Origin of the sequence: Roseococcus pinisoli, assembly GCF_018413645.1 — a bacterium.
In the GTDB taxonomy this organism is placed as follows: Bacteria; Pseudomonadota; Alphaproteobacteria; order Acetobacterales; family Acetobacteraceae; genus Roseococcus; species Roseococcus pinisoli.
Genome location: NZ_JAHCDA010000004.1, coordinates 466449 through 487295, shown reverse-complemented (window position 1 = coordinate 487295; position 20847 = coordinate 466449). Strand labels below are relative to the sequence as shown.

16 protein-coding genes are annotated in these 20847 nt (G+C 70.6%); 7 read left to right on the top strand and 9 right to left on the bottom strand.

The annotated features are described in order from the left end of the window. Positions 1-159: 159 nt before the first annotated feature. The 4 genes from KHU32_RS20585 to KHU32_RS20570 all read right to left on the bottom strand — a co-directional run bounded on the left by KHU32_RS20585 (position 160) and on the right by KHU32_RS20570 (position 7038). Complete coding sequence (locus tag KHU32_RS20585; RefSeq protein WP_213672038.1) at positions 160-2313, bottom strand: putative bifunctional diguanylate cyclase/phosphodiesterase; 2154 nt, start codon at positions 2311-2313, stop codon at positions 160-162. Then, positions 2306-5269: an ATP-binding protein gene (locus KHU32_RS20580; protein ID WP_213672037.1), complete on the bottom strand. Its 2964-nt coding sequence runs from the start codon at positions 5267-5269 to the stop codon at positions 2306-2308. The genes KHU32_RS20585 and KHU32_RS20580 overlap by 8 nt, the downstream gene beginning before the upstream one ends. Next, positions 5266-6270: a TRAP transporter substrate-binding protein gene (locus KHU32_RS20575; RefSeq protein ID WP_213672036.1), complete on the bottom strand. Its 1005-nt coding sequence runs from the start codon at positions 6268-6270 to the stop codon at positions 5266-5268. The genes KHU32_RS20580 and KHU32_RS20575 overlap by 4 nt, the downstream gene beginning before the upstream one ends. A 180-nt stretch (positions 6271-6450) precedes the next feature. Further along, positions 6451-7038 carry a helix-turn-helix domain-containing protein gene (locus KHU32_RS20570; RefSeq protein WP_213672035.1) on the bottom strand — a complete coding sequence of 196 codons (588 nt, stop codon included), beginning with the start codon at positions 7036-7038 and terminating at the stop codon, positions 6451-6453. Positions 7039-7661: 623 nt separating this feature from the next. On the opposite strand from KHU32_RS20570, the gene KHU32_RS20565 reads away from it, so the two are divergent. The 5 genes from KHU32_RS20565 to KHU32_RS20545 all read left to right on the top strand — a co-directional run bounded on the left by KHU32_RS20565 (position 7662) and on the right by KHU32_RS20545 (position 12302). Beyond that, entirely contained in the window at positions 7662-9818 is a 2157-nt protein-coding gene (locus tag KHU32_RS20565; RefSeq protein ID WP_213672034.1) for a sensor histidine kinase, read from the top strand. Further along, a complete protein-coding gene (locus tag KHU32_RS20560) occupies positions 9818-10513 on the top strand; it encodes a response regulator transcription factor (RefSeq protein ID WP_213672033.1) in 696 nt (231 codons plus the stop codon). Before KHU32_RS20565 ends, KHU32_RS20560 begins: the two co-directional genes overlap by 1 nt. Before the next feature lie 53 nt (positions 10514-10566). Next, entirely contained in the window at positions 10567-11001 is a 435-nt protein-coding gene (locus KHU32_RS20555; protein WP_213672032.1) for a flavodoxin family protein, read from the top strand. 73 nt (positions 11002-11074) lie between these two features. Further along, positions 11075-11671 carry a glutathione S-transferase C-terminal domain-containing protein gene (locus KHU32_RS20550; RefSeq protein WP_213672031.1) on the top strand — a complete coding sequence of 199 codons (597 nt, stop codon included), beginning with the start codon at positions 11075-11077 and terminating at the stop codon, positions 11669-11671. A 76-nt stretch (positions 11672-11747) separates the two neighbouring features. Next, positions 11748-12302 carry an HD domain-containing protein gene (locus KHU32_RS20545; protein ID WP_213672030.1) on the top strand — a complete coding sequence of 185 codons (555 nt, stop codon included), beginning with the start codon at positions 11748-11750 and terminating at the stop codon, positions 12300-12302. Positions 12303-12343: 41 nt separating this feature from the next. Here KHU32_RS20545 and KHU32_RS20540 read toward each other — a convergent pair whose 3' ends face one another. Both KHU32_RS20540 and KHU32_RS20535 read right to left on the bottom strand, forming a co-directional pair. Further along, positions 12344-13321: a Bug family tripartite tricarboxylate transporter substrate binding protein gene (locus tag KHU32_RS20540; RefSeq protein ID WP_213672029.1), complete on the bottom strand. Its 978-nt coding sequence runs from the start codon at positions 13319-13321 to the stop codon at positions 12344-12346. Between the two features lie 214 nt (positions 13322-13535). After that, the gene (locus KHU32_RS20535; RefSeq protein WP_213672028.1) at positions 13536-14876 is read right to left on the bottom strand and encodes an LLM class flavin-dependent oxidoreductase; all 1341 of its coding nucleotides are present in this window, start codon (positions 14874-14876) and stop codon (positions 13536-13538) included. A 214-nt stretch (positions 14877-15090) separates the two neighbouring features. Between KHU32_RS20535 and KHU32_RS20530 the strand changes: the two genes are divergently transcribed. Continuing rightward, positions 15091-15957, top strand: coding sequence for an endonuclease/exonuclease/phosphatase family protein (locus KHU32_RS20530; protein ID WP_213672027.1), 867 nt, complete (start codon positions 15091-15093; stop codon positions 15955-15957). 19 nt (positions 15958-15976) lie between these two features. Here KHU32_RS20530 and KHU32_RS20525 read toward each other — a convergent pair whose 3' ends face one another. Beyond that, positions 15977-16774 carry a hypothetical protein gene (locus tag KHU32_RS20525; protein WP_213672026.1) on the bottom strand — a complete coding sequence of 266 codons (798 nt, stop codon included), beginning with the start codon at positions 16772-16774 and terminating at the stop codon, positions 15977-15979. Positions 16775-16957: 183 nt separating this feature from the next. On the opposite strand from KHU32_RS20525, the gene KHU32_RS20520 reads away from it, so the two are divergent. Continuing rightward, the gene (locus KHU32_RS20520; RefSeq protein ID WP_213672025.1) at positions 16958-19060 is read left to right on the top strand and encodes a serine/threonine-protein kinase; all 2103 of its coding nucleotides are present in this window, start codon (positions 16958-16960) and stop codon (positions 19058-19060) included. A 12-nt stretch (positions 19061-19072) separates the two neighbouring features. On the opposite strand, the gene KHU32_RS20515 is transcribed toward KHU32_RS20520, so the two are convergent. Beyond that, positions 19073-20062 (bottom strand): hypothetical protein, encoded by a 990-nt coding sequence (locus KHU32_RS20515; protein ID WP_213672024.1) that lies wholly within the window; start codon positions 20060-20062, stop codon positions 19073-19075. Positions 20063-20123: 61 nt separating this feature from the next. Continuing rightward, positions 20124-20789 carry an OmpA family protein gene (locus KHU32_RS20510; protein WP_213672023.1) on the bottom strand — a complete coding sequence of 222 codons (666 nt, stop codon included), beginning with the start codon at positions 20787-20789 and terminating at the stop codon, positions 20124-20126. Positions 20790-20847: the final 58 nt, after the last annotated feature.

The following is a 20847-nucleotide window of genomic DNA, read 5'->3' as shown; positions in this document are numbered from 1 at the left end:
TTGTGCATTCGGCGAAAATAACGTCGCATGGAATGTCAAATCGAACGACCAAACGTGCCCCCAGGCGCGATGAAGCCGTTGTTCAAGGGCATGTGGTTTAAGAGGCGGACCGCCATTCCCGTCGGCCTCACCTGGGGTCTCGCGTGATACCGCCGGCGGTCAGAGCCGCGCGAGATAATCCCCCGCCTCGTCCGGGGTGAGCGGCCGCGAGATGAGATAGCCCTGGATAAGGTCGCAGCCATGCGCGGCCAGGTAGTCGCGCTGGGCTTCGGTTTCGACGCCCTCGGCCACGGTCTGCATGCCGAGGCCATGCGCGAGCCCGATCACCGTGCGCGCGATGGGGTTCGGAACCGAACCGGTGGCGATATCGCGAACGAAGTGCCGGTCGATCTTCAGGCGATGCACCGGAAGCCGCGTGAGGTGCGAGAGGGAGGCATAGCCGGTGCCGAAATCATCCAGCGCGATCGAGACGCCGAGGCCCTCCAGCTCCGCCAGCACATGAGCGATCCGGTCGGAGGCGCGGTCGAGCAGCACCGTCTCCGTCACCTCGACCTCCAGGCAGGAGGGCTCGATGCCGTGGGTCTGGAGCTGGTGCCGCACGAAGTCGAAAAAGCCTGGGGACAGCAGCTGCGAGGCGGCGACGTTTACCGAGACCCGGCCGGGATTGAGGCCGCGCGCGCGCAGCCGCGTGATCGCCGAGAGCGCCAGCCCCGTGATCCGGGCGCCCAGCGGGACGATCATCCCCGTCTCCTCGGCCACCGGAATGAACTCGCTGGGCGGAATGGGCGTCGTGCCATCCGTCCAGCGGGCGAGGGCCTCGAAGCCGACATGCACGCCGTCGCTCAGGCGGACTTGCGGCTGCAGCGCGACCTCGATGCGGTCGGCGTCGAGGGCTTCGCGCAGCGCCGTGGCGAGATGCGAGCGACGCGCGAGCATCGCCGTGATGGCCGGCTCGAAGAAGGCCACGCCGCCCGAGCCGCTGCGCTTCGCGTGGTGGAGGGCCGTGTCGGCGCAGCGGAACAGGCCGTCCCCATCCGTCGCATCGGTCGGATAGAGGGCGAGGCCGATCGAGAAGGAGGGGGTGAGGCGCGCCTGGCCGATCTGGTAGGGGCGCTCCAGCTCCTGCCGCAGGCGCCGGACGAAGGCGGCCGCCTCGGTCGCGGTGGAGATGCCGGGCAGCAGGAGGCCGAACTCGTCGCTGCTCAGGCGGGCGGCGGTGTCGCCGTCGCGCAGGAAGCCGCGGAGCCGGTCGGCCAGGTCGCGCAGCAGCGCATCGCCGCAATCATGGCCGCGCGTGTCGTTGATCGTGCTGAAATGGTCGATGTCGAAGAAGACGAGGCACGCGGTCGCGCGGTCCTCGGCGCGGCGCCGGGCCACGAGGCCGCTGAGGCGGCGCTGCAGCAGGGCGCGATTGCCGAGGCCGGTCAGCGGATCCTCGCTGGCGCGCCGCAGCACGCTCTCCGCCATCGTCTTCACCCGCGTCACATCGGTGCCGATGGAGATGAAGGAGCCATTGGCGAAGCGGCGCGTGCGCTGCTGGAGCCAGCGGCCGTCCGGCAGGCGCACCAAGCGCGAAGGGCCCGGCATCCGGTGCGCGGCGATCTGGTCGTGCAGCCATTCCTCGCGCGCGGCGACGCTGTCCCCCGCATCGGGATACTGCCCGTGGGCGAGGCCCGCGCGCAGCACCTCCTCCAGGCTGGCGCCCACGCCGATCGAGGGCGCAGTCCTGTCGAAGATACGGCCATAGGCGCGGTTGAAGAGGATGGCGCGCTCCTCCCGGTCATAGGCGACGACCGCATTCGGCAGCGCGTCCAGCACCTCGGAGAGGAGGGTCTCCGCGGCGGTCCGGCGGGCGGCTTCCAGCCCCATGGCGGCGTCCAGCTCGCGCTGGGCCGTGACATCCTCGAAGGTGCCGGTCAGCTGGGTGACGACGCCCTCGCGCTGGACCGCGCGGCCCGAGATGCGCACCCACAGCGACCGGCCGCGCGCGGAGACGAAGGGCACCTCCCAGTCCCAGGGCTGGCCTTCGGCGATGCCGAGGGCGATGGCGGCGGCCATGTCGTCCCGCGCGGAGCCGGGAAAGAAATCCAAAGCCTCCTCGAGGCTGCGTGGCGCTGCATCGGCCGCTTCATGGATCTGCTGGGTCAGCTGGCTCCAGGTGACCCGACCCGTGCGGGCGTCGATGCACCAAGTGCCGATGCCGGCCATGGCGAGGGCATCGGCCAGGGGATCGGCCTCGATCGGCGTCGATCTCGCGGCCGTGCGCCAGGGGGCATTGTTCCTGGCCCAGGCATCCTCGAGCGCGTCATCCATGGTGCAAGGCCGGTTGGGAAGCGCTTCCTGGCGCGGAGGGCGGTCGCGCGAGGGCATCGAGATGGGGCTCTAGCGCCGCCACGGCCTCGCGCCAAGCCTGGAGGGGGGCGTCGAGGTCTCCCTCGCCCATCGCGGCGGCCTCGAGCACGGCGGTGGCCTGTGCCAGCGGCTCCGCGCCCAACCGGCGCAGCAGGGCCAGGAGATGAAGCACGGTCTCCACCCTCGCATTGGCCTCCTCGATGACCTCTGGAAGGCGAAGAAGCGCGGCGCGAACCTCCTGCACCAGCTCGGCAACGACCCGATCCGCCTCCTCGCCGCTATCTGCGCGGAGGCGATCGAGCGCTGCCGGGGAAAGCGGCGCGTCCTGCTCTTCGTGGCGGCGCCGGGCGATCTCGGCGACGGCGGCTAGCATCTCCACGCGGTTGATGGGCTTGGCCAGATGCGCGTCCATGCCGGCCGCACGGCAGGCCTCGACCTGATCCGTCATGGCCGAGGCGGTGAGCGCGATGATCGGGACGCGGCGGCCCGCACCCGGAAGCTGGCGGATGCGCCTGGCCGCTTCCAGCCCGTCCATGACAGGCATCTGCACGTCCATCAGCACGGCGTCGTAGGTATTGGCCTGGACCGCCGCCAGCGCCTCGCCGCCATCCGAGGCGAGCGTCACCTGATGGCCCGCCTGCTCGAGCATCACGCGCGCGAGGGTGCGGTTGACGGCGATGTCGTCGACCACGAGGAGGCGCAGGGCCTGGTCCGCGGCGGCCTTCGCCGGCTCCTCCTCATCGAGGTGAAGGGAAAGGGGCAGCGCGGGCTTCGAGAACGGCGTCGTGTCGACGGCGGGCAGCGGCAGCTCGGCCCAGAACATGGCGCCCTGGCCGATCCCGTCCCCGATGCCGATCTCGCCCGCCATGGCGCTGACCAGCTGCGCCGAGATGGCGAGGCCGAGACCGGTGCCCCCGCCGCTCTCCGCGCCGGCCTGCAGCTGACTGAAGTCGCGGAACAGCCTTTCCCGTTGCTCGGCCGGGATGCCCGGGCCCGAATCCTCGACCTCGAAGCGGATGACGTCGGGCCGCGGCGTCGCGCGCAGCCGCAGCACGACGCGCCCGCCCTGAGGGGTGAACTTCACGGCATTGGACAGCAGGTTCAGCAGCACCTGCCGCAGGCGCATCGCATCCACCGAGACAGTGGTGGGCAGGCTGGCCTCGGTGTCGAGCGCGATGGCGATGTGCTTGCGCTCCACCTCCGGCATGACCAGCGCCATGCAGGATTCGGCAAGGGGACGCAGCGCCGTCGGCACGGGCCGCAGCTCCAGCTTCCCGGCCTCCGCCTTGCTGAGGTCGAGCAGCGTGTTCACCACGTCCCGCAGATGCGCCGCGGCATCGTGCATCAGGCGCAGCCGGTCGCGGGATTCGTCCGAGATGCCGGGGTCCTGCAGCAGCACCTGCGCATAGCCGAGCACGGCGTTGAGCGGGGTACGCAGCTCGTGCGACATGCGGGCGAGGAACATGCCGCGCGCCATCGTGGCCTTCTCGGCATCGTCGCGCGCCACCGCCAGCTGCGTCATCGCCGCCTTGAGGGCCGTGATGTCGGTGCGGATGCCGACCGTACCGCCATCCGGCATGGTGCGGACGGTGATGAGGACCCAGCGGCCGCCGGGCAGCAGCCGCTCGACGCTGAGGCCGCCGGCGTGGCGCTGTTCCTTCAGCTCGCGGATGAAGCTCTCGATATCGCCCTTGAGCTGCGGGTATTGGCCGCGCCGGGCGCCCTCGCGGATGATGTCCTCGAAGCGCGCGCCCTCCCGGATGAAGTCCGAGGAGAGCTGGTACATCTCGCGATAGCTCTGGTTGCAGACGATCAGCCGGTCCTCGGCGTCGAACATGACGAAGCCGTCTGTCATGCTGTTCAGCGCGCTTTCCAGCCGCAGCCGCCAGTTCAGGCGCTCCTCCTCCACGCGGCTGCGCTGCGTCACCCAGACCAGGAGTGAGATCATGAGCGCGATCAGGACCAGGGCCAGGGCCGCGGAGAAGAGCGCGGCGCGGTCACGGTCCTGGCGCCAGTTCGCCAGGACCGGGTCGAGATCCAGCTCCGCCACGATGCGCAGGCGCGGATAGATGGTCGGGCGCGCGGCGACGATGACCTCGCGGCCATCCAGCGGCGACAGCCTCCTGATGGCGGGGCCGGGCTCGGTCGGTGCCGTCATCCTGCGCCCCAGCAGGCTGTTGTCCTGCATGGAGGAGGCGAGGAGTGTTCCGTCGGAGCGCTCGAGCCAGACCCGCAGGCCCGGCGCTTCGCCACCGGCATTGAGCAGCACGGCGATGCTGGACAGCGTCACCTCGGCGATGCCGTGGACCGCGCCGAAGCCGGGGAGCTGCAGCGGGCGGCCGAAGAAGAGCGCGAATTCCGCCGTGGCGGGATTGAGCGCCGGTCCCCCCAGAGCGAGCCCGCCCGCATAAAGGCCGGCTTCCTCGTAATCAGGGCCGATGGGCACTGGAAGGGAGCGCCGCCGCGAGGCCGACAGCGCGGCGGCGATCGGCTTGTTGTCGTCGCCGACCAGCAGCAGGTCGCGGAAGGCGAAGTTCTGCGTGTTGATCTGGCGGAGCGCGGCGTTCACCCCGGCGATATTAAGCCTGTCCCCGCCGGCGAGCGGCGCGAGCAGCAGGGGCAGGCCGATCAGCGTGGCATCGACCTGGACGAAGCTGCGATTGACTGCGCTTTCCACCGAGCGGCCAACGCGATCCGCCAGCTGCGTTGCCGCCGTGAGCGCCGTGTCTCGCGCCTTGAAGACGAGCTGCGAGACCGCGAGAATCTGCGCCACCAACAGCAGGCCCACGCCGAGAATGATGGAGATCCGGATCCGGCGGATCGAGCTGGAGGTCACGGCCGGCGCCTGCCCCGCGCCCGCGGGCATGCGGGTCGGGGGGCGCTTCGCGCCATCCTGGCGATCCGAGCTAGCGCTCATGGGCGCGCGGGGATGCCAACCGAAGCGGCAAGTGTGGCGTTCCAGGAATCGGCGCAGTCGGGGCCGCAGCGCTCCAGCCAGTTGGGCAGCACGACGTCGCGCAGCAACACCCGGCGACGCCGCTCATCCTCCTCGGTGACTGGGACGATCTGCATCCGGCCGGGTCGCCCGGCCTGGCAGGAGGGCTGGCCGGAATTGCAGGCGAAGCCGTCCTCGGTTTCCCGCTCGGCGGCCTCCCAGATATCGCGCTCCAGCTCCTCGATGCCCTGGCGGAGAATTTGCTGGAGGTCGGCCGGGAGCGCATTCCAGGTCGGCCGGTGAACGCCGAAGACGCTGATGCCCCAGGTCAGGGCCATGCGATGGACGTAGCCCGTCACCTCCGCGAGGCCGACGGCATTGCCCGACAGGGAGCCTGTGATCGCGCATTCCACTTGGCCATTCCGCACGGCATTGGCGGTTTCGGCGAAGGGCGTCACGACCGAGATGGCGCCGAGGGCGGTGATGACATCCGCCTGGCCCACCGAGGAGGTCCGGATGCGGCGGCCGCCCAGGTCCGACAGGCTGGTGAAAGGCCGCGTGCAGAACAGCACCTGTGCCGGATAGGCGTAAACCGCCAGCACCTCGATGTCGTAATTGTTGGCGAGAAGGCGCTCGATACGCGGGCGATAGGCGGCGGTGTTCGCACGCAGCCGCGCCATGTCCGGATTGAGGACGGGGAGGTCGGCCCCCGCGAGCTCGGGCTCGTCCGCCGAGGTAGTTGCGAGCAGGAGGGTGCTGTAGGGTACCACGCCGAGCCGCATGAGGTGCAGGGTCTCGGCCTGTCGGATGCCGCTTCGGTCCGACGGTTCGATATCGGCGACCATCCGGCCCTGGGTGATCTCGCCCAGGCGCTGCTGCCAGAAGGGCGCCTCGTAGCGCAGGTACTGGCTGACGCCCGCGAGCCCGCCGATCACCTTGATGCGGATGGGATCCGCCGCGGTCGGAACGGCCGGTTGTCGCACGGCCGGTGGGGAAGGGGCCGCGCCCTGGGCGTGCGCTCCTCCCGCGATGCCGACCGTCAGCAGGGCCGCAAGAAGCGCTCGGGCTCCCCAGAAGCGGGGACCGGCTGCCGATGGTGTCGCCGCCAAGCGCGGACTTCGCATGAGTGTCTCGCTATAGTTGAGCGACGGATCATTAAATCACTAAGAGATAGTATCTTCCGGCTCAGGCTCACGGTAGCGGCGATGCCCAGGCAAGTTGAAGAGATTTGTCGCAGTTCCCTTCTGGCGGGAAGCCGGGGCGGTGGCTACTGGCACACGGGCGGGCGCCCTGCGCTCAGGAATCATCGCGGCGAGCGCCTCGACGCCCGAGGTCGTGGAAGAGCGGGGCGGCTGGCCGCCCTGGGCCGCCAGCACCGCCAGCACGTCCAGCATCGCATGCCGCAGCGCGGGGTCGTGGATCCGCGCGAGGTGGCCGAAGGCGGCGCAGGCATCGGCGAAGACAGGATCATCGGGACCGAGGCTGCCTTCCCCGGATTCGGGCTGGAGATGGGTGAGCAGCGCTGCCGGCGCGATGTCCAGCACGGCGGCAAAGCGCAGCAGACGGCCGATGGAAAGGCGCGTGAGGCCGGTCTCGTACTTCTCGATCTGTTGCGGGGAGACGCCCAGGCCCGTCGCGACGACGCGGCGGGAGATGCGGCGCGATTCGCGTATCTGCCGGAGGCGGACGCCCAGGGCGAGGTCGGCGGCATCGGCGCTCACGGGCGGCTCGCGAAGCTTCTTCGCAACCATGGCCTGGACTCCTTTCCTCTCTGCCCGGTCTTAGTCTTGGCCAGGGTGACGGTCATGCCCATCGCCCGACCGATTTCGGTTCAGGCAATCTGCACGGTTTTTCGCATGTTAAGGAATGAATTGCTCGGAAAGGTTGTGCAAAGAGTGATGTGTCGTGTTTTGTAGAGACGTCATCTGAGCCGCCCTTAAGAGGTTCTTAAATTCCATGGAATTATTTTCTCGGGTACCGGGCGGATGATCAATCCCTTTGATCGCCTGTAAAAATTTTCTTCGCTTTGCGTAAACCCAAGACTGGCTACGAAGTTCCTATCCTGTGAAGGTGTCCCTCTCGTTGACTCGAAGAGGGCCCTGGCTAGACGTGTTGCGACCGAAAAACTCGACAAAACCATTTGGGCGCAAATGAATGCAACCTATGCGGGCGCTGACCGGGCGCGTGGCGATGTGAAGGCTTCCGGGCGGCATTCCGCCCCGGCCGTTGGGTGCCGGGGCCGTCGGACGGCGAGTGCGACGCCGCTGGCCCGCCACGGGGCGGCGGCGCCCGCGAGCCTCGCCGTCAGGGCTCACATCTTCGCGATGCAGGAGCACGGCCGCGATGGCGGCGGGCGATCAAGGGCCCTCACCGGATGATCGCCCGCGGCTGGCCCCTGCGCGGACCTCGCCTGAACGAGGGGGCCGCCATCTACCTTTCGCTCGTCGGGCTGTTCTTCCTGGCCGCCAGCGTGCCGGTCGTGACCGCCTGGCGGGCCTTCACCTCCACCCAGCATCTGGCGCAACAGCGGGTGGACGGCCTCGCCCGCACCGCCCTGATCGGCGCGGGCCTCCAGGTCCAGCGCAGCCTTGAGACGGTGCGGGCCTTCCAGGCCCTGGCGCAGGCACAGCTCGTCCTGCCTTCCGGCCGGCTGGCCGCCCCCGCAGATGCTCTCGACCTCCATCTGCGCGGCATGGTTCAGAGCCGCCCCAGTCTGGTCGACCTGATCGTCTTCGACGGGGCGGGATCCCCGCTCTGGTCGGCCGGGACCTCCAGCACCACCCAGGCGCGGGGAACCGTCACCGCCTGCTGGGATCATCTCGGCAGCCTGGATGAGATCCAGATCGGCCGTCCCCGGCGCGCGGCGACCCAGCAGCTGCCGGTGGTCTGCCTGCGCGAGGCCGTCCGCGGCCCCACGGGCGACGTCCTGGGCTTCGTGGCCGGGATTTTCGATGCGGAGCGGCTCTCCCTCCGCCTGCGGGACGCCCTGGGTGATAATGCGGGCGTGACCACGCTGCTCCGCAACGATGGCGCCATCGTCGCCCGCAGCGACAATCCCCGCCTGCATGTGGGGGCCGTGGTGCCGGAAAGGGCGATGCTGGATGCGCGGGGACCGCAGGGCCTGATCCGCACCTCCAGCGCCATCGATGGCCGGCCCCTCCACCTGGCCTGGCGCCAGCTGGACGGCACGCAGATGATCGTGATGGCCGGCATCGACCCGACCTCCTATGTCGCCCAGGCGGAGGCGGAGCGGCGCCACGGCATCGCGATGCTCGCCGTGGGGCTTCTGCTGATGGCCGCGGCCTTCATGGCCGTCGCGTCCTCCCTCGACCGGCGACGTGGCCTGGCGGAGCTCGAGCGTGCGCAGGAAAGCCTGGAGCGCGACGAGGCCGAGCACACGCGCCTGCTTTCCACCTTCGATCCGCAGCCAAGCGCCGCCTACCGGGGCAAGATCGACGAGGAGGGCGACCTAGACGACCAGGAGATCGGGCCCGAGATGCTGAGGCTCACCGGCGGGGCGGACCTGCCGGTCATGCCTGGCGGCGCGGCCGCCCGCCGCGCCTTCTTCCGCCGCGTGCTCGAATTCGGCGAGCATGTCCGCGAATACCGCCTGCGTATGGCGGACGGCACCGGGCTCTGGATCCGCGAGCGCTGCCGCATCGTCGGCTGGGTCTCGCCCACCGAGGCGGAGGTCGTGGGCGTCGTGACCGACATCGAGGAGGAGCGGCGGATGCGCGCCCAGGCCGAGGCCAGCGCGCGGCTCACCGTTCTCGGCCAGATGGCGGCCAGCATCGCCCATGAGATCAGCCAGCCCCTGGCTGCCATCTCCATCGCGGCCGAGGTCACGCTCGCGCATCTGGTGGTCCCCGGCGACACGGCCAAGGCGAAGCGATACGTCGAGAACATCGTCCGCCAGGTGGACCGCATGCGCGATATCGCCAAGCACCTGCGGACCTTCTCCCGCACGGATGACGGGCCGCTCGACGAGGTTCCGCTCGAGGATGTGGTGCGGGGGGCACTGGAGGTGGTCGGTGCCTCGCTGCGGCAGGACGGGGTCGTCGTCCACCATCCCGATCTGGACGGCCTGCCCAGCGTGCAGGGGCGCCTGATCCCGCTCGAGCAGGTGCTGGTGAACCTCCTGGTGAACGCGCGGGACGCGATGATGCATCTGCCCACGGTGCAGCGCGTCGTCAGCATCGATATCGAGCCTTCGCCGGACGCGGACTGGATCACGATCTTCGTGCGCGACCGCGGCCACGGCCTGCCGGAGGGTATCGACCAGCACGCCTTCGAGCCCTTCTTCACCACGAAGCCACCGGGCCAGGGGACGGGCCTCGGCCTTTCCATCGCCTATGGAACGATCCTCGGCTTCGGTGGGGAGATCACGCTGGGCAACCGATCCGGCGGTGGTGCGGAGGTGGTAATCCGTCTGCGCCTTCTGCCAGCTCCGGAAGCGGCGGGGTCCACGTCGCTGGAAAAGCTTCCCTCAACGGTTGCCAGGGACGGCGCCAAGATGGGACACCTATGTTGATGTCCAATCAGCCGCGCATTCTCGTCGTCGACGACGATCCCGACTTCGCTCAGCTGTTGAGCGACTATCTCGGCCTCCATGGTTGCCAGGTGCTGGCGGTGCAGGACGAACCGCAGCTCCAATCGGCCGTCACCACCTTCGTGCCCGACCTCGTGCTGCTGGATCAGCGGCTCGGACACGTCTCGGGAACGGATGTCCTGCGCGGGCTGCGCGCCATCTCCGACGTTCCCGTCATCATCGTCACCGGCACCTCCGAGACGATGGACCGCATCGTCAATCTCGAGATCGGTGCCGATGACGAGATGGAGAAGACGGTCACGCCGCGCGAGATGCTGGCCCGCATCCGCTCGGTGCTGCGCCGCCGCCGTCGCGAGCACGAGGTGCCCGCCGAGCCCGCGCGGCCGAGCTGGCACCTGGATGGCGAGCGGCGTGTGCTGCGGCGGCCGGGCGGTGCGGTCTGCTCCCTGACCAATGCCGAGTTCGAGACGCTGCAGATCCTGCACGCCGCGAAGGGCAATCCGGTCAGCCGCGCGGAGCTGTGCCGCGAGGTCTTCGGGCGTCCCTTCCGCGTGGGCGACCGCGCGGTGGACACCATCGTGAAGAACCTGCGCCGCAAGATCGAGCCCGATGCGAGCGACTTCGTCTCCATCCAGGCGGTGCGCACCTTCGGCTACGTCTTCGTCGGCTTCCCCTGACCACGCCGCGCCTGCTGATCCTCTGGCATTCGCGGACCGGCGGCACGGCGGCCATGGCCGAGGCTGCGCATGCTGCCGCGGCGGCCGAGCTGCCGACCCGGCTGCTGCGGGCGGAGGAGGCGGGCCCGCAGGACCTGCTGGCCGCAGGGGGCTATATCTTCGCCTCCCCCGAGAATCTCGCCACGGTCTCCGGTCCGATGAAGGACCTGTTCGACCGCTGCTACTATCCGCTGCTCGACTGCATCGAGGGCCGCCCCTATGCGCTGATGGTCTGCGCCGGGACGGACGGGCAGGGCGCCATCCGCCAGATGCGCCGCATCGTCACGGGCTGGCGGTTGCGCGAGGTGGCGGAGCCGGTGCTGGTGCTCACCGGGGCGCAAACGCCCGAGGCGATCCTGGCGCCGAAGCATCTCGCCGAGGCGCAGCTCGCGCCCTGCCGTGAACTGGGTGCGGCGCTCGCCGCGGGCCTCGCCATGGGCATCTTCTGACGGCGGGCGTCTTGCCGGATCCTCCGGCGGCGGGGACAGTTCCCCACCAACAAGAAAACGGAAGCGTCCTTATATGAAGCTCACCTTCTCCGGCGCGAGCCCCTATGTCCGGAAGGCGCTGGCCTGCGCCATCGCTCGCGGCATCGACGGCCGGCTCGAAAATCTCGGCCTGCGCACCTCGGACCCCGCGTTGGCCGCGTTGAACCCGCTCGCCAAGATCCCGACCCTGGTCACGCCGGAGGGCATCGCGCTCTACGACAGCCCGGTGATCTGCGAGTATCTGGACAGCGTCGGCGATGCGCCGAAGCTCTTCCCGGCGGCCGGGCCCGCACGCTGGAAGGCGCTGCAGCTGCAGGCGCTGGGAGACGGCATCATGGATGCCAGCCAGCCGCGCCGCCGCGAGATCGGGCTGCCGCAGGACGAGGGCCGCCAGGAATACATCGCGACGCAGCGCAGCAAGGTCGAGCGCGCGCTCGACCAGCTGGAGGCCGAGGCCGACCAGCTCGGCCAGCTGGCCACGATCGGCGAGATCGCGGTCGCCTGCGCGCTCGGCTACCTCGACTTCCGCTACCAGAACGAGCCCTGGCGCGCCGGCCATCCGAAGCTCGAGGCCTGGTACGCCAAGGTGGTCGCCCTGCCGGCGCTGGCGAGAACCATGCCTGTCGCATGATGTTCATCATCCGGATGATTGTACCAATAAGGGGCGGCCGGTAACGTCGGGCTCACCAATTCCTGGGAGCGCCCGCGTGACCGACCCGCGCCTTATCCGCATCTCCGAGCTGATCGAACTCAAGGCCGACGGGCAGTACGGCCTGGCCGAGATCAACCAGCGCCAGCACGCCCTGCAGGCGGCCTGGCTCGCCGAGCGGCAAGGTTGCCCGGCGAGCCTGATCGCGGCCGCGCTGCTGCATGATATCGGCCATATGATCCACGATCTCGGCCATGACGCTGCCGAGAACGGCGTGGACGACAAGCACGAGGAGCTCGGCTACGAGTTCCTCGCCTCCATGTTCGGCCCCGACGTGACGGAGCCCGTGCGGCTGCATGTCGCGGCGAAGCGCTATCTCTGCGCGGTCGAGCCGGATTATTTCGGCCGGCTGTCACGGGATTCCGTGGTCAGCCTCAGCCTGCAGGGCGGCCCGATGTCCAAGGACGAGGTCGCGGAGTTCGAGGCCGTCCCGCAGTACCGCGACGCCGTGCAGCTCCGCCGCTTCGACGAGCAGGCGAAGGTGAAGGGGTTGCAGACGCCGCCCGCCTCGCACTTCCTGCCCTATGTCGAAGAGGTCATCCTGCCGGCCTGACGGGCAGTGCCGGCAGCGGAGATGGAGGTGCGCGCCGCGCGCTACTCCCTCTCGATGCCGGCGATCCGCACGACCTCGCCCCAGCGGCGGCGCTCCTCGGCGAGGATCCTCTCCATGTCGGCCACCGTGCCGCCGACCGGCTCGGAGCCCCAGGAGAGCAGGCGCTCCTGCACCTCGGGCATCTTCACGATCCGGTCGATCTCGGTGGCGAGCCGCTCGCGGATCGCCATGGGCGTGCCGGCCGGTGCGCCGTAGCCCATCCAGGCCTCGGCCTCGTAGCCGGCGATGCCCACCTCCTGCAGCGTCGGCACGTCCGGCAGCAGGCGGAAGCGGCGCGTGCCGCCGACGGCCAGCGGCTTCAGCGTGCCGGCGCGGAAATCCTCCAGGAAGGCCGGCGCCTGCTCGATGACCAGCTGCACCCGGCCGGCCAGCAGGTCGGTGCGCGCCGGCGCCCCGCCGCGATACTGCACCATCTCCATCGGCACGCCGCCGGCCAGAGCCCGGAACAGCTCCACCGTCAGCCGCGAGGCCATGCCCGAGGTCGCGAAATTGATGGAATTGGGGCGCGCCCGCGCGAGCGCCAGGAGCTCCTGCACCGAGTTCACGCCCAGCGAGGTCGGCACCGCCATCACATAGGGGACGGAGGCGATCATGCAGACGCCGCAGAGGTCCCGCTCGGGGTCGTAGGGCAGCGACTTGTACACGAAGGGATTGACGACCATCGGCCCCGGGCTTCCGGCCAGCAGCGTGTAGCCGTCGGCCGGTGCCTTCGCGACAGCGTCCGCGCCCAGCATGCCGAAGGCGCCGCCGCGATTCTCCACCACCACCTGCTGGCCGAGCGGCGCGCCGAGGCGCTCGCCGATGAGGCGCGTCATGAGGTCGGTGGTGCCGCCCGCGGCGAAGGGGACGATCACGCGGATCGGCCGGTTGGGCCAGGCCTGGGCGACGGCGGGCCCCGCCAGGGCCGGCGCGGCCATTGCGCCGAGCAGGGTGCGTCGGGACAGTTTCGGAAGGGTCATGGGTCGTCTTTCGCCGGAAGGGTCAAGGCTCGGGAGAGCAAGCTAGGGCATGTCCGGGCCGCGCGGGGCGCCGGACGATGCGGGAAATACGGAAGGAAAAGGGCCGTTGCCGCCGGATTGGGCGCGGCGAGGGAGACCTGCCCGCGAAGGGGCAGCCCGCCGCCTGCGCGTCGCGGAGGGGCGGGCATCGGCTCCGTCGCCGCTTCGGGCCGGGCTACTTCGCGCCCAGGAAGAAGCGGTTCTCGGGCCGAGCCAGGCCGAGATTCTCGCGCAGGGTGCGGCCTTCATATTCGCGGCGGAACAGGCCGCGCTCCTGCAGGATGGGGATCACGAGCTTCGTGAAGCACTCCATCCCGGTCGGCACCACGGGGGCGGCGACCATGAAGCCGTCGCAGGCCTTGCCGCGGTACCAGGCCTCCAGCCGGTCCGCGACCTGCACCGGGTCGCCCTTGAAGATATTGCCGGCCATCTGCGGCAGCACGCTCTTATAGGTCTCGCGGACGGTGAGGCCCTTGGCGCGCGCCATGGCGATGATGGACTTGCCGATGGCCGTCGGGCCCACATGCTCGGAATCCAGCGCGGGCATGGGCTCGTCCAGCGGGAACTCGGACATCTTGGTGCCGACCATCTTGGACAGGTAGTCCAGGCCCACGGGGATCGGGACCAGGTCCTCCAGCTCCTGCAGGATGCGGTCGGCCTCGGCCTCGGTCTCGCCCACCACGATGGTGGTCCCCGCCAGGATTTTCATCTCGTCCGGCTGGCGGCCGTACTTGGCCATGCGGCCCTTGAGGTCGGCATAGAGCTTCTGGGCATTCTCGATCGTGCCCTCGATCGCGAAGACGCAATCGGCCGTCGAGGCGGAGAGCTCCCGCCCGGCCTCCGATTGCCCCGCGGAGAAGATCAGCGGATGGCCCTGCGGCGGCCGCGGCGCATTGAGCGGCCCAGCGACCTGGAAGTGCTTGCCCTTGTGGTTGAGCGCATGGACCTTCCGCGGGTCGAGGAACTGGCCGGTCGCCTTGTCCTGGGGGAAGGCGTCGTCGGCCCAGGAATCCCACAGCCCCTTCACGATCGCCGCGAACTCGCCCGCCCGCTCGTAGCGATCGGCGCGGGCCACGTGCTCGTCATGCGAGAAGTTCAGCGCGTCGCCGGGGTTGGAGGTGGTGACCAGGTTCCAGCCGGCGCGGCCCTTGCTCAGCTGGTCCAGCGAGGCGAAGCGCCGGGCGACGCTGAAGGGCTCGTCATAGGTAGTGGTCGCCGTGGCCACGAGGCCGACATGCTGGGTCACCATCGACAGGGCCGAAAGGAGGGTCACCGGCTCGAAGATCCCCGGCCGGTCGGAGGGCGAGGTGGCGGCGAAGAGGTCGGGCTTGTCGAGGTTGCGCACGCCGTTGCCGTCCGCGAGGAACAGCATGTCCATCTTCCCGGCCTCGGCGATCTGAGCGAGGCGGACGGCGTTCTCGAGGTTGGCGGCGGGCTTTTCCCAGGCGGTGGGATGCCGCCACTCGCCCACATGGCTGCCCTGGGCATTGGCATTGGCGGCAAGAATCATGGGCATGGAGGACGTCCGGCAGGTTATTATGAGGACGGCATCGTCACGTATCGGAAGCGGATTGCAAGGGCCCCCCTCCAGGCTGACAGGCGGATGGAGGGCGGGTGAAAATCGCGCTTTTCCGGGCCATTTCCCTTGCCGAAGCTTGGCATTGGCGGCCATGACCCCCATTCTTTTCTGATACATCCGGGCCGATCTGGCCATATCAAGAGAATTCTGGATGGCCTCTCCGCCACGTTCACCACGTACCGGCTTCCCCATCGAGATCCAGGGCGCCTTCCGGCAGCTGCAGGGGGCGCTCGCCCGGCGCAGGGGGGGCATCCGCCATCCGGCATCCGAAGGGGGCGCCGAGGGGTGCATCGTCGCGGCCTCCTACAACGTCCATAAATGCGTGGGCATCGATAAGCGCTTCGATCCCAACCGGATCATCGGCGTCATCGACGAGCTGAAGGCCGATGTCCTCGCCCTGCAGGAGGCCGATCGCCGCTTTGGCCAGCGGGTCGGCCTGCTGGATGCCGCCTCGCTGGAGCGGCGCACGGGCCTGACGGTGCTGCCGGTGGCCAATACGCCGGGCGGCCATGGCTGGCACGGCAACGCGCTGCTGGTGCGGGAGGGGAGGCTGCTGCGCCTGCGCCGCATCGCCTTGCCGGGCGCCGAGCCCCGTGGTGCCCTGATCGCCGAGCTCAAGCTGCCGGCCGGCCGGCTGCGCGTCATCGCGACCCATCTCGGCCTGATGCGTCGCCATCGCGAGATGCAGGCCGAAACCCTGCGGGAGGCCATCGCCGAGGGCGACCGCCGCGCCCATTCCCCCATGCCCACCCTGCTGATGGGCGACCTCAACGAATGGCGCCCGGGCGTGCCCTCCTCGCTGGTCCCGCTGGAGGAGGTCTTCGGCCCGCTGACCACGGGCGCGCCCAGCTTTCCCTCCCGGCTGCCCTTCCTGGCCCTGGACCGCATCCTGGGCACGCCGGGGCTGGTCTCGGGGGTGGAGGCGCATAGCACGCCGCTCGCGCGCCTCGCCTCGGACCACCTTCCGCTGAAGGCGCGGATCGACCTCGACGCCGCTCAGGGGGCCCTGGCCGCCTGAGCGGTGCCGATGGCCGGCCTCAATCGGCCGGCGTGAAGCGGCCCTCGGTGCCCGAACGCTCGGCGATCGCCACATCCTGCGCGAAGGCCTGGCGGCGGGCGAGGTTGGTGGCCGTGAGGCCCCAGAGCGGATCGCCCGCGACCTGCACTTCCGGCACCACCGTGAAGGCGGTCGTCAGCGCATAGCCGCGTGCCTGCGGGCCCGCATCGGCCAGCGAGAAGCTGCCGGCCGCCGCCCGCAGCGTGGCGCGCGTGTTGGCGGGGAGCCGCGCCACGATCGGCGAGGTGTGGTCCGGGCGCAGGCGGAGCACGACCGGCGCCGGCGTGACCGCCTGCGGCGGGACGGGGCTCGTCAGCGCCGCGGAGACGGCGGCGCGGCTGCCCGGCGACACCCGTTCCACGGCGGCATCGAGGCGGGCGCCGCGATCGGCCAGCATGCGGTTGAGCTGGGCGGCATGGCCGATGTCGCGGCGCAGCGCATTGTCGAAGCCCGGCGAGGTTCCGGCGCGCAGGCGGTACGCCTCCGCTGCCCGGCAGTGGAGCAGCGCGTCGAAGGCGATCTGCAGCCTCTCCATCGCGATGTTGTCATGGACGAGCTGCGGCTCGATCTCCGCGCGGGTGAAGGGGGCACGGGTGCCCGGCGGCTCGGCGAAGAGATCGCCGGCGCCAGAGAAGGCCACGGTCTGCGCGCCGCAGGGATCGCCCGGCGTGGCGAGGAGGGGCGCGGGTGGGGGAGGCTCGGGCGCGACGCAGCCGGCGAGAACACCGAAGGCACCCAGGAAGGCGATGGAGCGGAATGGCGGAACGACGAAGGTCATGGCCTCACCTCATGCTGGAGGAAGCATGCTAGCCCATGCTCCCGATGTGTCGAGGAAGGCGTCTCGCTGCGGGCCGGGAAGGAGCCGAATCGCGATGGACCCTGAGGGCACGAGACGATAATGCCAGATGGCAGCAGCAGAGATTGGCGGTAGTCTGCGTCTCGACAGGAAGCGGCAGGGTTCATGACGGTCCAGCAGGTCGGCAAGTACGAAATCCGCGGCCGACTGGGCGCAGGGGCGATGGGCACCGTGATGGATGCCTTCGACGTCGTGATCGAGCGCCGCGCTGCCCTGAAGGTAATCCCGCGGCCTGCCACCGGTGATGTCGAGGGCGAGGAATCGCTGGCGCGCTTCAAGCGCGAGGCCCAGGCGGCCGGCCGCCTGAACCACCCGAACATCGTCGCCGTCTACGACTATGGCGAGGACCACGAGAACGCCTGGATCGCCATGGAGCTGGTCGAGGGCGGCACGCTGAAGCAGATGCTCGATCGCCGCGAGCGCTTCCCGGTGACCGAGATCGTCCGGCTGATGGACCAGATCCTCGCGGGGCTCGACTACAGCCACAAGCGCGGCGTGGTGCATCGGGACATCAAGCCCGCGAACATCATGCTGACCGCCGACGGCACGGTGAAGATTGCCGATTTCGGCATCGCCCGCATCGAGAATTCCTCGATGACGCAGGTGGGCACCGTGATGGGCACGCCCTCCTACATGGCGCCCGAGCAGCTGCGCGGCGAGCCGGTGGATGCGCGCGCCGATATCTGGGCCTCGGGCGTGCTGCTGTACCAGCTGCTGACGGGCGAGAAGCCCTTCGAGGGCGGGTTCTCGGCCGTGCAGCACAAGGCCATCCATACCGAGCCGACGCCGCCCTCCACCCTGTCCGTGACCTCGCCGCGCGCCTTCGATGCGGTCGTGTCCCAGGCGATGGCCAAGCGGCCCGAGGATCGTTTCGCCACCGCCGCCGCTTTCGCCGAGGCGATCCGTGCGGCGCTGACGGCCCCTGCTGCGGCGGCTCCGGCCCAGGTACCGCTTCCTATGGTCGATTCCGACGCGACCGTGGTCTCGGGCACCATGCGGCCGGCGCCTGCCGCTCCGGCACCGGCCCCGTCGCCTTCCGTTTCCGCGCCCGCGAAGAGCGGCCCGCCGGTGATGCTCATCGGGGGCGGTGTCGCCGCGGCGCTCGTGGCCGGGGCGGCTGCCTTCCTGTTGCTTGGCAGGGACCCCGCGCCCCAGCCCACCCCGAGCTCGACCACCGTGGCCCTGACGCCCGTGAGCCCGCCCGCTGCCTCCCCGCCGGCCGCCCCGGTCGCCGCACCGCCGGCGGTGGACCCGCCCCGGCCGACGAGCACTGCGACAACCTCGCCCCCGCCATCCCCGCCGGCCTCCTCCCCGGCGCCCGCGCCCCCGAGCCAGGCGACGGCCCCGCCGCCCGCGCCGCCGCTGCTCGTCCCGCCCGCCCAGACGCCAGCCGTGCCGAGCGCGGCAGCCGCACCGCCCGCCTCGACGCCCGTGCTGACGCCGCCGCCCACGCCTTTCCCGGCCGCCGGCGGATCAGGCAATGCCGCGACGGCCTCGACCGAGGCCCCCATCCCGCCCGCGCCGCCGCAGCAGATCGCGCTCGCTCCCCGCGCGGTGCCGGATTTCCGGGCCGCCGCGCAGGCCGCCGCCGCCGCGCCGGCCTGTGGCCTGATCGCCTATTCCGCCTCCGACGACGCCCTCTCGCTGGAGGGCGTGCTGCGCCGCGGGCAGGACGACACGCTGCGCCGCGCGCTCGCCGCGCGCGACATCCCGCTGGCCGCGACGCGCCTCGCGGTGCAGGGCTTCGACGGGCCCTACTGCCCCGCGACGGATGTGCTGCGCCCCTATCTGGCCTCGCCCGATCTCGCGCCGCAGGTTCGCCCGGTAGGCAATCTGCCACTGATCAACGGCCAGCTGCTGCGCTTCGACGTCACCATGCCCGAATGGGGCGGCAACCTGTACGTCGCCTATTTCATGAAGTCGGGCGAGGTCGCGCATCTCGTGCCCTCGGCCCCGCATCCCGGCAATTCCACCGTGCGGCTGGGCGAACCCCGGGCCGGCTTCCCGGGTTGGGAGGTGAGCGAGCCCTTCGGCACGGATCTCCTGGTCGCGATCGTCAGCGAGGGGCCGCTCTTCGCTGTCGCGCGGCCCGTGGTCGAGAAGCAGGAAGCCTATCTGGCCGCGCTGGCCGATGCCCTGCGCGACGCACGGCAGCAGAACCGCCGCGTGCAGATCCGGCCCTTCGTCATCGAGACCGCGGCGCGCTGAGCGCGCGCCGAATCACGGATCTTCGGGCGCCCCGCTGCGCAGCATCGCGCGAAGCCGCTCCGCCTGCTCGTCGGACCAGCCGAGGTCGCGCGCCGGATCGAAGAAGCGCCGGTCGGGCGTGTAGAGCAGATAGGCCATGGCTTCGTTGGCCATCACCTCCGGCTGCTGCGTGTCGTAGCCCTCGGAGGCGAGGAAGCGGCGGAACTCGCTCCGCTCCGTCTCGCTGAAGCCGCTTTCCCAGACCCGCATTACATGCGCGCCGAAGAAGGGCAGGGTGAAGAACTGCCCGTGGCCCAGCTCGTGCCGCAGGATGGCGGCGCGCATCGTCTCGTCGACATTCGGGCCCAGCGCCGGGATGGTGAGGAAGGCCGCATCGCGCGAGCGGTCGACCCGCCTGGCCAGCTCCACCTTCTCCCGCACCCAGAGCTCGAGGGGATTGAGCGGCACGCCGTCCCGCTCCGCCCATTCGAAGAACCGGGCGAGGTCCGAGGCGCGGTAGTTGTGGCCGAAATACCAGGTCGCGCTTGTGCGTCCATCGGCCAGGATGGCCCCGGCCAGCGCCTCGTCGGCCAGCACGCGGTCGCGCGGGGTCCGGGCCTTCTCGATCAGGGCGGCGGCGCGGTTCATGGCGCGGCCTTGCAGCTCGAGGTTGGGGAAGTCGAGCACCCAGACCAGCGGGTTCGACGCCCATCGCAGGGCGGTAGGCTCCGTCGCCCGATGCGCCATGATCCCGGCGGTGTCGAGGATATCCGGCCCTTCGGGCGGGGGGGCGGGCGGTGCCGGCCGGCGGGCCGGCGGCGGTTCGGGGGGAGGGGGAGGGGGAGGGGGGCGGCCACTCCACCACCAGATGGCGCCGCCGCCCGCGGCGAGGAGCCCCAGGGCGCCCGCCGCCCAGAGGCCCAAGGAGCGCCTGGTCGGAGCGGGGGAAGCAGCGGGAGCGGCGATGGCCTCACGGCCGCGCGCCTCCGACCGCGGCAAACGGACAGTGTCGTCTTCTTGCATGTCCGCTTCCTCGCGCCGGATGAGAGGTGGCGGCGCCCGGAGGGGACGCCGCCGGCGCGGCTCAGCCGCCGACGTTCACGACCTGGACGCGACGGTTCCGCGCCTCGGGGACGTTATCGGGCGTGGGCACCAGGAGCTGGCTCTCGCCCATGCCGACGGGCACGAGGCGATCGGCCGCGACGTTGAAGCGGGTGTGCAGGAAGCTGGCGACTGCCTCCGCCCGCCGCTGGGACAGCGCCATGTTCAGGTCGGCATCGCCGGCCGTGTCGGTGTGGCCCTCGATGCGGAAGCGGAAGGGCGCCAGCTCCGGCGAGCTGAGCGCCCGGCCGAGCGAGGTGAGGGACGACATGGCCTGCGGCGTCAGCGTGGCCGAGCCGGTGGCGAAGTTCACCGTGATGGAGACGGCGGCGACGCCGGCGGGCGCGGTGGTCTGCGGCTGCGGCGGGGGGCGGCGTCCTTCGCCGCTGGGCCGCGGGCTGGTCATGCCGCCCGTGGGCGGCGAGGCCGGGGTCAGCGTCGGCGCGTTGCTGGGCGCGGCCGCCGGGGTCGTGACCGTGCCGGCATCGCTGCCCGGCATGCGGATGCCGCGCGTCTGATTCTCGGAGGGACGCAGGCGCTCGATGAGCTGGCGCGCGGCGGGGTCGTTCTGGGCGAAAGCGGGGGCGGCGAAGGGCAACGCGCTCGCGCCGATCAGCGCGGCAGTGGCGAAGAGGAAGGCTCGTGACATGGTGTGCGTCTCCTGGGTGTGCGGCCGCGGGGCAGTACAGCCCTGAACGGGAGTGGCC